This is a genomic window from Mycobacterium sp. NS-7484 (assembly GCF_001953975.1).
Classification (GTDB): Bacteria; Actinomycetota; Actinomycetes; order Mycobacteriales; family Mycobacteriaceae; genus Mycobacterium.
Genome location: NZ_MBEJ01000061.1, coordinates 1 through 11863, shown reverse-complemented (window position 1 = coordinate 11863; position 11863 = coordinate 1). Strand labels below are relative to the sequence as shown.

General features: G+C 67.4%; 8 protein-coding genes and 1 pseudogene. 3 read left to right on the top strand and 6 right to left on the bottom strand.

Features of this window, described 5'->3' with window-relative positions; translation table 11 throughout:
• The 5 genes and pseudogenes from A5733_RS10635 to A5733_RS10615 form a co-directional block, all read right to left on the bottom strand.
• Positions 1–164, bottom strand: a pseudogene (locus A5733_RS10635) (pyridoxal 5'-phosphate synthase lyase subunit PdxS); the annotation flags it as partial.
• Positions 161–1714: an APC family permease gene (locus A5733_RS10630; protein ID WP_076240090.1), complete on the bottom strand. Its 1554-nt coding sequence runs from the start codon at positions 1712–1714 to the stop codon at positions 161–163. The gene A5733_RS10630 and the pseudogene A5733_RS10635, both read right to left, overlap by 4 nt.
• A gap of 8 nt (positions 1715–1722) precedes the next feature.
• Positions 1723–2823: a class II histone deacetylase gene (locus A5733_RS10625; RefSeq protein WP_076240089.1), complete on the bottom strand. Its 1101-nt coding sequence runs from the start codon at positions 2821–2823 to the stop codon at positions 1723–1725.
• Between the two features lie 10 nt (positions 2824–2833).
• Complete coding sequence (locus tag A5733_RS10620) at positions 2834–4033, bottom strand: M24 family metallopeptidase (protein ID WP_142253920.1); 1200 nt, start codon at positions 4031–4033, stop codon at positions 2834–2836.
• Positions 4034–4053: 20 nt separating this feature from the next.
• Positions 4054–5457 (bottom strand): aspartate aminotransferase family protein, encoded by a 1404-nt coding sequence (locus A5733_RS10615; RefSeq protein ID WP_076240087.1) that lies wholly within the window; start codon positions 5455–5457, stop codon positions 4054–4056.
• Positions 5458–5770: 313 nt separating this feature from the next.
• Between A5733_RS10615 and A5733_RS10610 the strand changes: the two genes are divergently transcribed.
• The 3 genes from A5733_RS10610 to A5733_RS10600 all read left to right on the top strand — a co-directional run bounded on the left by A5733_RS10610 (position 5771) and on the right by A5733_RS10600 (position 11329).
• Complete coding sequence (locus A5733_RS10610) at positions 5771–7405, top strand: PucR family transcriptional regulator (protein ID WP_076240086.1); 1635 nt, start codon at positions 5771–5773, stop codon at positions 7403–7405.
• 133 nt (positions 7406–7538) lie between these two features.
• Positions 7539–8699 carry an exonuclease SbcCD subunit D gene (locus tag A5733_RS10605; protein WP_076240085.1) on the top strand — a complete coding sequence of 387 codons (1161 nt, stop codon included), beginning with the start codon at positions 7539–7541 and terminating at the stop codon, positions 8697–8699.
• A complete protein-coding gene (locus tag A5733_RS10600) occupies positions 8696–11329 on the top strand; it encodes an ATP-binding protein (RefSeq protein ID WP_076240084.1) in 2634 nt (877 codons plus the stop codon). Before A5733_RS10605 ends, A5733_RS10600 begins: the two co-directional genes overlap by 4 nt.
• A gap of 15 nt (positions 11330–11344) precedes the next feature.
• Here the strand turns inward: A5733_RS10600 and A5733_RS10595 are convergent.
• Positions 11345–11863, bottom strand: a 519-nt coding sequence (locus A5733_RS10595; protein ID WP_255376481.1) for an acyl-CoA dehydrogenase family protein, incomplete at its 5' end; no start/stop codon positions are given.

The window sequence follows — 11863 nt, the reverse complement described above, 5'->3', positions numbered from 1 at the left end:
CGGATGTCAGCCGGCACCCGCTCCAGGGCCATCACGGCCACCGCACCGGCAGCCTCGGCGATCTTGGCCTGCTCAGGGGTGACCACGTCCATGATCACGCCACCCTTGAGCATTTCGGCCATCCCACGCTTGACCCGCGTGGTTCCCACATGGTCAGTGCTCATACTGCATCAGGCTCCAGATCTCGGTTCTTACCGACGGTTTCCGATGTGACGTGGGTGAGCATCGTCTCTTGCTGGTGTCGCAACCGGAACCAGTACAACAGCAGCCCACCGACTGTGACCGTGAGCAGGAACAGAATTCCCGACCAGGCGTAGTACCAGTGAAACGGCGGTTCAGGGTTGTACACCTCGCGCCGGGGCCACAACAGGTTGACCGCCATGGCGATACCCCACAGGATCGCGATGATGTTGACCGTCAGCCCCCAGCGGCCCAACGAATAGTCTGTGTCACCACCATCTTTCAGTGGCCACCTACCGCGCAGCCGCTGCCGCAGCATCGGGATGGTGACCAGGAGGTAGGCGCAGTAGATCAGGGCCACCCCGACACTGGCCAGCATCAGGTAGATCTGCGGCTGGGTCAGCATGACCACCAGAATCAGGATCGCGATCGTTCCCACGGCGATCGACGCGTTGGTGGGCGTCCGGCGCACCGGATGCACATAGGCCAGCTTCGCCGCCATGGGCGTGCGGTTGTCACGGGCCATCGCGAACACCATCCGGATTGCGGCGGCTTCGAGTGCGATGACACATACCGTGATCGCCACCGCGACCGAGATCAAGAACAGCTTGCCCAACGTTCCGCCCAGCACCGACAAGACGATGTACTGCAAGCCACCCGACGAGGATCCCAGTGCGGGATCGGAAAGGTCAGGGGCAGACAAGATTCCGAACAACAGGATCAGGCCGCCGAGGACGAACGATGCCGTCACGGCGCGGATGATCGCCCGCGGTGCGGTGCGTTTCGGGTCCTTGGTCTCCTCGCCGAGCGTGCTGGCGGTGTCGAAGCCGTACATGACCCATGCCGATGCGATCGCCGCAATAAGGAACACCCCGAAATAGCCCGACGAGTTGGACGACCCGAGGCCGTGTGTTTGGAGGAGTTCACCAGGGCCCCGGACGGCGTGGACGGCGAGGATGACGATCAGCAGCACGGCGGCGACGAGTTCAACGAACACCCCGACGCTGTTGATCATCGTCGCCAGTCGCACCCCGAACGCGTTCACCATGGTGGTGACGGCGATCAGAATCCCGGCGAGGAGCACCCCGTTGAGGGCGAAATCATGCGGGCCGGTGCCGTCCCCGACGATCTGGAAACCCGACCAGATCTGAGGCAGGGTGACCTGGTAGGTGAGCGCGACGGCCGAGACGGTGACGATCGAGGACACCGCCATCAGCCAGCCGGCCAACCATGCCGAGGTGGAGCCGGACAACTTCTTCGCCCAGTTGTAGACCGAGCCGGCCACCGGGTACCGGCTGGCCAACTCGGCGAAACACAAGGCGACCATGAGCTGCCCGGCGAACACCATCGGCCACGACCAGGCGTAGGCCGGCCCGCCGGTGGCGAATCCGAAGTAGAACAGCCCGAACACGCCGGTGAGCACCGAGATGTAGCTGACGCCCGCGGCGAAGCTGGCGAATTGCCCGATGCTGCGTTGCAGCGTCTGGGTATAGCCGTAGGCATCGCCGCCGTCGTTGACTTCAGGTTGTGTCATCGCATTCCTCATCGCTGTCCGGCGGTGGCGCGTGATTCCGTCGCCAGTGCGTCGATGGCCGTCGTCTCGTACTCCCGCAGATCCCGCGGGGCGTCCAGTTCCATCGGGTCGGTGCTGAACTGCGGGATGAGCCCGGCAAGTTCCTCGACGATCGCCAACACGCAGAACGGGACATGGTCGACGCTGTACCCACCTTCCTGCACTGCAATCAGCCGCCCGTCGCAGACCTCGTTGGCCACATCGGCCAGTCGGCGCGTCATACCGCGGAACCCTTCGGTGGTCACGCTCATCCGGCCTAGCGGGTCGGCCGCCGAAGGATCCTGCCCGGCCGAGATCAGGATCAGGTCGGGTGCGAAGGCGTGTAGGGCCGGCACCACCAGGCGGTCGACCACACTGAGATACCCCGCGTCGCCGGTGCCGGCCGGCAGCGGCAGGTTGACGGTGGTGCCATGGCCGGCACCCCGCCCCCGGTCATGCACGAGTCCGCGGCCGGCCGGGTACAGGTCGGCCTGGTGCAGGGAGACGTAGAGAACCGACGGGTCCTCGTAGAAGATGTCCTCAGTTCCGTTGCCGTGGTGGACATCCCAATCGACGATCGCGACCCGGCCCAGCCCGTGTCGGTGCTGGGCATGACGGGCCGCGATCGCCACATTGTTGAACAGGCAGAATCCCATCGCGGTATCTGACGACGCGTGGTGGCCCGGCGGCCGGGCCAGCACGTAGGCGTTGCGTTCGGCGCCGTCGAGCACCCAGTCGACCGCGGCGACCGTGCCGCCCGCCGACAGCAGTGCCGGCTCCCAACTACCGCGGCCCGCGCGTGCCTCCGGTCCCACGAAGACCGCGGTGTCGGAATCGCAGGCGGTGCGGACCCTGTCGATGTGCTCGCGGGTGTGCACCAGGGCCAGGTCGTCGGAGGTGGCCTCCCGCAGCGGGAACCAGTCGAGTTCGCGCGCCACCCCCGATGCCTCGAGCACCGCCACTGCTCGTGCCAGTCGCTGAGGGTTCTCCGCATGAGTCACCTCCAGCCACGACGCGGCTCGCTCGTCGAGGATCATCGAGCCGTTGTCGTGCGCCAGACACCGTTCGTCGTACCAGATACCGGTAGCCATCTGCGCCGTCCTACCAGTTCACCAGATCGGTGGTGGTGAGCAGTTCGTTGCCGTCGTTCCAGACGATGAAATTCTGCTCGGCGCCGGCACTTCCGACTCCGGACCAGTGCAGGAACGTCTCGGTGCTGTACGTCTGGCCCTCGTGGAAGACGGGATCCTCACCGGTCGGGTTGGCCGCGGCCGCGGTAAGCCACGGGTCTTCCCAGAACAGGCCGACACCGTGCCCGTAGATCGGCCACATCTTGCCGGGCTGGTCTTCCTCGGTGTCCATCGAGGCCCGCAGCTCGTTGCCTAGTGCGGCGATCTCGGAAAACCTGCGGCCGGGGCGGATCTCGTTCATCAGCGTGGTGATGATGTGGTTGGCGTTCTCGATCAGCTGGCGTTGCCGGGCGGTGCCCTTGCCGCCGACGATGACCGTGCGGCCCGGGTCCGACCAGTAGCCCTGGTAGACCGGTCCGTAGATCCACATGCGGACCATGTCGCCCTCTTCGAGCATGACGTTGGGGCTGGACCCCAGGATCGGATCGCCGCAATGGTTGAACATGGTGGGACCGCTGGAAACCGGGACCATATGCGGTACGCCACCGTGGCGCATGAGCTCGGCGGTACCGAGGGCGGCGACCTCGGCCTGGGTTACCCCGCCCTTGCTGGCGGCCTGGACCATCACGTCCATCGCCGCGGTCACCTTGACGCCGATTTCGCGGTAGCAGTCCAGCTCTCGCGGGCTCTTCTGCTTACGCACCTCACGTACCAGATCGTCGGCCTCGACGAACTCCACATCGGGCAGCTCGGCCTCCAGCAGCCGGGCATACTTGACCGGCAGGAAATCGGTGCCCACCATCGCGATGCGTGAGATCGGCTTGCTGCGAATGAGTTTGGCGACACCCTCGATCAGATGCGGTTCCCAGGTGACGTTGCTGGCCGGCAGCGGCAGCAACTCGGCCGGGAAGTCCGGCTCGTCGACCACCATCTCGGGAAGGTCCTGACCGCCGATCACCATGGCCGAGAAGCTCACCCCCATCCACTCGGTGCTGTCGTACTCATGGCCCGATTGGCTGGAGTAGTAGTTCGACAAATACAGGATGTCGTTGCAGCGTTCGAATGTGCCGCCGCTGCGGCCCCAGATCAACGCCCAGTCGAAGCCACGCTGACGCATGGCCTCCAGCACGTTGCTCCAACGGGTTTCGTACTCGTCAATTGGGAAATACATCGTTGTCTCCTTCTGATTCACTACTGGGCTGGGTAGAGCTCGGCGATTGCCTCGGTGAGGATTTCCTTGTGTCGGTCGACGTCGGCGCGGACGTTGGCCGGTGACATCAGGGTCATGTTGTGGAACGGGGTCAACAGCATTCCGCGGTTGAGCATGTACAGGTGGATGAGCTGGTCGAGCTCGAAGTCACCGGCCTGCGCGGCCTGGGTGCCGTTGCGGGCCCGGTCGGCGCTGAACAGGTATTCGACGCGGCAGCCGAGTCGGGTGACGTGCCAGGGCAGGTCGTAGGCGTCGATGAGTTCGTTGACGTCACGTTCGAGCTGTACGGCCAGATCGGTCATGCCGGTGAAGGCCTGCTCGGTCAGCACGTTGGACAGCGTCGCGCGGATGGCTGCCAGCGACAGGGCATTACCGGCCAAGGTGCCCCCGACCCCACTCACATCGGAGTCCTCGACCGACGCCATGCGCTCGATGCGTTCGGCGATGTCGGCGGTGAAACCATATGCGGCCGAGGGCACTCCACTGCCGATGGACTTGCCGATCGTGACGAAATCGGGCTGCAGCCCATGGGCCTTCGTGTAGCCGCCGGGGCCTGCGCAGATGGTGTGGGTCTCGTCGATGACGAGCAGCGTTCCGTACTTGTGGGTGAGGTCCCGTAGTGCTTCGTGAAAGCCGGGATCCGGCAGGACGATTCCGATGTTGGTCAGGGCCGGTTCGGCCAGCACGGCGGCCACCTCGCCACTGGCGAGTGCCTGCTCGAGAGCGTCGAGATCGTTGAACTCGACCACCTTGGTGGTTTCACCGGGCGGCACCGCGGGCCCGATGTTGCCGCGGCGCGGCTGAATCGTGCCGTCCACCAGGGTGGCCAGCGATTCGTCGACGCTGCCGTGGTAGCAGTGGTTGAACACCAGCACCTTTGGGCGTCCGGTGATCATCCGGGCCAGCCGGAGTACGAATCGGTTGGCGTCGGTGGCGGTCAGGGCGAACTGCCAGTACGGCACGCCGAATCGGCGGGTCATCTCCTCGCCGACCCAGATCGCATCCTCGGTCGGCAGCATGAAGGTGATGCCGTCGGCGGCCCGGTCGGCGATCGCACCCACCGAGCCGGCCGGCGCGTGGCCGGCCATCGCTCCGGTGTCGCCGTAGCAGAAGTCGATGTACTCATTGCCGTCGACATCGACCAGGCGGGCGCCGCGCGCGGTGGCGATGAACGGCGGAAACCCGCCAGGCCACTTGGTCATCCAGTTCATCGGAACGCCGCCGAGCAGTGACCGGCGGGCCCGTTGCACGAGCTCGAACGATTTCGGCCGGTCCCGCGCGAACCGCTCCTCCTCGCGCTGTCTTATGACACGGATCCGGTCGCGGTCAGCGACTCGTGTTTGCCGAGAACGATCGGTTTCGGCCGTGCGGGCATGGTCGAGCATGATCCTCCGTCTGTGGGATTCGGTGAGAGCCGGTCGCGGCCCCTGCGCTGTATTCGGGGGCTCGTCGCCGGTACACCTCGATGATGTGCCCTGGACCACACGGCGAGCCAGATGCCAACTGTCTGGATTCGGCCGCGGCGTTTTGACAGTTTGTCGGACGGCTTGGCGGCGGCGGCCAGCGTGTCCGCTGCGGCCCTGGTCGGCGCCGGATCCTGGCATCTAGCTGGTCAGCTGCCCCAGTGGCCGACAGAGTGTCAGAACTTCATCGCCTCGGCCTTGACAGGTTCGGGTCACTTGCCACACATTCGACGGGGTGAGTGACCACCTCGGTGTGACGGTTTGGACGGTTCTGCACCTACCCGCGCTGCAGCGTGGCGCCCCGGAGATCCTCGCCGGCGACGATCCGGCGCTGGACCGTCCGGTGCGCTGGGTGCACGCCGGTGAGGTACCCAATATCGCGACCCTGCTCAAGGGTCGTGAGTTGTTGCTGACGACGGGGATGGGGATGGACCGCAGCCCGGCCGGTCTACGCCAGTTCATCGACGATCTGAGCAATCGCGACGTCGCCGGGCTGGCGATCGAGCTGGGCCGGGTGTTCGACAGGCTTCCCGACGAACTGGTCGACCAGGCCCGGCGGCGAAACCTGCCGCTGATCGCGTTGCACCGGGAGCTGCCGTTCGTCGAGGTGACCGAGGCCGCGCATCAGGCGATCATGAGTCATCAGCTGCGACTCATGGAGCAGGGCAACGAGTTTCACCGCCGGTTCACCGAGCTGATGCTGAACGGCGCCGGCGTGGCCCAGATCCTGGAGGCGCTGTCGGAGGCCATCGGCAACCCGGTCGTGCTGGAAAACGCTCGCACTGGCGCGATCTCACACGTGAGCTACACCAGCACCGACTCGATCGTGCTGGCGTCGTGGAATTCGTTCCGCCGCGGCGCGCATATCGAGTTCGAGACGATCCGGCGAACCATACCCATGGGTACGGGGGAGACGTGGGGCACGCTCACCGCGATGGGGCTGGACTCGCCACTGGCCGAGCTCGACGCGGTGGCCACCGATCGTGCGGTCGGACTGTTGGCGCTGGCGCTGCGTCAACAACAGGCCGAAACCGTGTTGGCACTGCGCGAGCGTGGCGACTTCCTCGAACGTGTGATGACCAGAGACATCGACGATGCCGAGGCCACTATCCGGTTGGCGGCCATGGGTTTTCCGCGTCGGATGGGAACTCTGATGCCGGTGGCGATCGCGCATGCCTCGTCGGCCAACCCGCTTGCGGGGGAGGAGGCGGCCTGGGCGCTGGTCTGGCGGGACGTGCGTAAGACGTTCGGTCAGCGTGGGCGTCCCATGGTCGTGGGTGCCCGTGGCGACGGTGGCCTGACCGTGGCGCTGGTCGCCATCGACGATCCCGGCACGCGCGCCGAGGAGGCGGATTTCATCGCCGAGACCGTGGAGCGGTTCGCCGAGCAGCGGTTCGGGGCGTCCGGTCTCGCGGTCATCGCGGTCGGCCGGGTGGCACGAACCTGGAACCACATCCGCCAGAGTCTGGCCGAGACGGAGGATACCGCCCTGGCCGCGGCGCACGGCCCCAAGCGGCCGTGGCACGATGCCGCGCGCGCCGACGTGGATCGGCTGCTGTGGTCGATCCGCGACCAATCCGCCCTGCGATCATTCGTCCGGACCAGCCTCGACCCGCTGATCGAGCACGACCACGCGCATGGCACGCAGCTCGTGGACACCCTGCGGGTGCTGTGTGAGAACCCCGGTCAGAAGAGCGAGGCGGCCCGGCGCCTGCATGTCGAACGGCAAACCCTCTACTACCGGATCGGTCGCATCGAATCACTGCTGGGAGTCGATCTGTCACAGGGGTCGACCATCTCCGCCCTGTACCTCGCGCTCAGGGCCCGGGATTACGTGCGGCCGGAGATGGTCGAGGCACCCACCGGCTGACCCGGGCAGACTGTCGAACGTACGCGCCGCCGCAGGTCCCCGGACTTGTCGGCGGCCAGTCCTACACTCGCCTTGCTCGGAAGATGGATTGCCGAGAAATGGACCGAGAAATGGACATGGAGGGGCCGGGCCGATGCGTTTTCTGCACACCGCCGATTGGCAACTCGGCATGACCCGTCACTTCCTCAGCGCCGGTGACGGGGAAGCCCAGCCACGTTATGCGGCCGCCCGCCGCGAGGCGGTTTCGGCGCTCGGTGCGGTCGCGGCGGCCTCCGGTGCCGAGTTCGTCGTGGTGTCCGGGGATGTGTTCGAGCACAACCAGTTGGCTCCGCGTGAGGTCAGCGTGTCGCTGGAGGCCATGCGCGGCATCGGGGTGCCGGTGTACCTGTTGCCCGGCAACCATGATCCGCTCGACGCGGCCTCGGTCTACACCAGTGCTTTGTTCACCGCAGAGTGCCCGGACAATGTCGTGGTGCTCGATCGCGCCGGCGTGTTCGACGTGCGCCCCGGCCTGCAGATCGTGGCCGCGCCGTGGCGGTCCAAGGCGCCGACCTCCGACCTGGTCGGTGATGCGCTGGCCGAGCTGCCGGCCGACGGGGTCACCCGGGTCCTGGTCGGCCACGGCGGCGTCGACATTCTCGACCCGGACAAGGGCAAGCCGTCGTTGATCCGGCTGGCCGCCGTGGAGGACGCGCTGGCCCGTGGCGCCGTCCACTATGTGGCCTTGGGCGACAAGCACTCTCGTACCGAGGTCGGCTCGACCGGCCGGGTGTGGTACTCGGGCTCGCCTGAGGTGACCAACTATGACGACATCGAATCCGATCCGGGTCATGTGCTGGTGGTCGACATCGACGAGGACGATCCACAGCGCGCAGTTCGGGTCGATTCCGAACGTGTGGGCCGGTGGCGGTTCGTCACGCTGCGCCGGCCGGTGGACACCGACCGCGACATCGCCGATCTCGACATCAACCTGGACCTGTTGGCGGACAAGGAATGCACCGTGGTGCGCCTGGCGTTGACGGGCTCGCTGACCGTGACCGACAAGGCGGCGCTGGATGCCTGCCTGGAAAAGTACGCGCGGTTGTTCGCGGCGCTGACCGTGTGGGAACGACACACCGAGATCGCGGTGCTACCCGCCGACGGAGAGTTCGACGACCTCGGTATCGGCGGATTCGCGGCGGCCGCGGTGGACGAGTTGGTGGCCACGGCGCGCTCCGAAGGCGCCGCGGCCGACGATGCCCGCGCGGCATTGGGTCTGTTGCTGCGCTTGGTGGACCGGGGGGCGGCGGCATGAAACTGCACCGCCTGGTCCTGACCAATTATCGCGGCGTCAGCCACCGTGAGATCGAGTTCCCCGACCACGGTGTGGTGGTGGTCAGCGGCGCCAACGAGATCGGCAAGTCCTCGATGATCGAGGCGCTCGATCTGCTGCTGGAGGCCAAGGACCGCTCGGGCAAGAAGGAAGTCAAGCAGGTCAAGCCCACCCACGCTGACGTCGGCGCCGAGGTTATGGCCGAAATCTCCACCGGCCCTTATCGATTCATGTACCGCAAACGCTTCCACAAGAAAGCCGAAACCCAGCTGACCGTGCTGGCGCCGGTGCGCGAGCAGCTCAGCGGCGACGAGGCGCACGAGCGGGTACTGGCCATGCTCGGCGAAACCGTGGACACCAGCCTGTGGCAGGCCCAGCGGGTGTTGCAGGCCTCTTCGACCGCCCCGGTCGACCTGTCCGGTTCGGATGCCCTGGCCCGGGCGTTGGACGTGGCGGCCGGTGAGGCGGTCACGCTGTCCGGTGACGAGCCGCTGCTGATCGAGCGCATCGACGCGGAGTATCTGCGCTACTTCACCGCCACCGGCCGGGCGACCGGCGAGTGGGCCGCGGTAACCAAGCGGCTCGCCGCCGCCGACGACGCGGTGGCGCAGTGCGCGGCCGCGGTGGCCGAGGTCGACGACGCGGTGCGCCGGCATGCCGAACTCAGTATCGAGGTCACCGGTTTGGCGACCGAGCGCGAGCAGGCCCAGGCCGCTCTCGGGACGGCCCGTAAGGCCGCCGACGAGGTCGCCGCCGTGGTGCAACGGCTCAAAGAAGCCGAGGTGGTCGCCGAGGCCGCACGGGTGGCGCAGTGTGCCGCTGCCGACGCGCTCACCGAGCGCCGACGGTTGCGCGCCGAGGTCGACGAGCGCGTGACGTCCATCGCCGAGCTGCAGGCCACGCTGAGCCTGGCCGAGGATGAAACCACCACGGCACGTGCGGTTCACGAGGCGGCCGAGGCCGCGGCCGAGAAGGCGCGGGTGGCCGCCGACGAACATGCGGACCGGGTGGAGGCGGCCCGCACCACACTGACGCGCATGACCGACCGGGACGAAGCCGACCGGCTGGCGGCGCGGCTGAGCAAGATCGACGCCGCGGTGCGCGATCTGGACCGGGTCAATCGCGAACTGGCCGGGATAGCCCTCGACGACGCCGGGATGCGGGCCATCGAGGCGGCGGCACTCGCAGTGGAGCGCGCCGCCGGGCAGGCCGAACTCGCCTCGGCGCGAATCGATCTCGTGGCAGTCGAGGGTCTCGATATACGGGTGGACGACGCCCGGGTCACCCTGGAGGCGGGCCGGCCGTGGTCGGTCCACACCACCGCCGACACCGAGATCGATCTGCCGGGGGTGCTCACGGTGCGGGTGGTGCCCGGCACTCCGGCCGCGCAGACCCAGGCCCGTCTCGACGAGGCGCAGGCGACACTGGCGGCCGCGCTGACTGCAGCCGGGGTTGACGATGTGGACGCCGCCCGTGCACTGGACACCCGTCGTCGCGAAATGCTCGGCAGCCGCGACCGGCTGAGTGCCACCGTCGATGCACTCACGGGCGAGGATCAGCTGGCTGACCTACGGTCCCGGCTGGCCCGGTTGCGTGAAACCCAGCCCGACGAGGCGGCGCTGTTCGAACTGGCCGGCCCCACCGACACTGCTGCGGCCCGGGCGGAGCTCGACGCTGCGGTGGCCCGGCACCGCCAGGCGGTGGCGGACAGTGAGACCAGTCGCAAGGTGCTCGTCGCGGCCGCCCAGAAGCTGTCGGAGAAGTCCAACCGCCTCAGTGGGATGCGTGAGAAGCTCACCTCGGCGCAGGCGGAGTTGACGATCTGTACCGGGCGCCTTGAGGCAGCGCGCGCCGTGGCCGCCGACGAGGCTTTGGCCATCAAGGCCCAGGCCGCCGATGACGAGGCCACTGCCACCGCCGGCCGGGTCGCTGCGCTGCGCAACGAATTGTCGGCCACGCCACCGGATTCGGTGAACGCTGCCCTGGAGGCGGCGGTGCGCCGGGCCGATCTGTCGGTTGTCCGGCACGACGCCGCGGTCGAGGGGCTGCGGGAGGTGGTCGCGCAACTCAAGGTGTACGGCACGCAAGGGCGTAAGGGGCACCTGGACGCCGCCGAGACCGAACGGGAGCACGCCCACACCGAATATCTGCGGGTACACCGCCGCGCCCGCGCCGCCGAGACGCTGCGCTCGGTGATGGCGCGGCACCGCGATGCCACCCGACAGCGCTACGCCGATCCGTTCCGCCTCGAAGTGCAACGCCTGGGCCGCTTGGTGTTCGGTGAGGACTTCGAGGTGGAGGTCGACAGCGATCTCAAAATCTGCACCCGCACTGTGTCCGGACGGACCGTGCCCTACGAGTCACTGTCCGGTGGTGCCAAGGAGCAGTTGGCCATCGTGGCACGGCTGGCCGGTGCCACGATGGTGGCCAAGGAGGACAGCGTCCCGGTGATCATCGACGACGCACTCGGTTTCACCGACCCCGACCGGTTGACCAAGATGGGCGCGGTGTTCGACGCGGTCGGCGGGGACGGCCAGGTGATCGTGTTGACCTGCAGCCCTGAGCGTTACGCCAGTGTGCAGGGCGCCCACCACATCGCCCTGACCGCCTGACCGGCCGGCCTCGACTCAGAAGTAGGCGTTGGCCGGAACTGGCGTGCCCTGCAACAGATTCTGACCGATCACCCGCGCCTTGTAAGCAACCGGGTTGTGCAGGGTGATGGTGCGGATGTTGCGCCAATGCCGGTCGAGGTTGCGCTGCCGGCTGGCCGCGCTGGCCCCGCCGAGCTCGAGCAGCCGCGTGGCCGCCTCGGGGGCGACATCGTCGAGGTGCACTTTCACCTTGGCGACCTTGAGCTGGGCCTCTTCGGCCAGACGGGCATCGGGCACGCCGTCGACCTCGGAGTCGGTGGCCGCGCCGATGGCCGCAGCCGCGTCGAGAACCGCGGCGCGGGCCACGTAGGCAGTGCTGGCCAGCACGCCGAGCTGCCGCTGCAACAAGGGATCGTCGGTGGGCCGCTCGGTCACGGCATGGCTGAAGTTGCGTTCGCGCGAACGCAACAGGGCCACACCGTCGTCGACGACATTGGCCAGAATCCCGGCCACCACCGCGTGAATGAACAGTTGCAGCGAGGCGGGCGGGCCCGG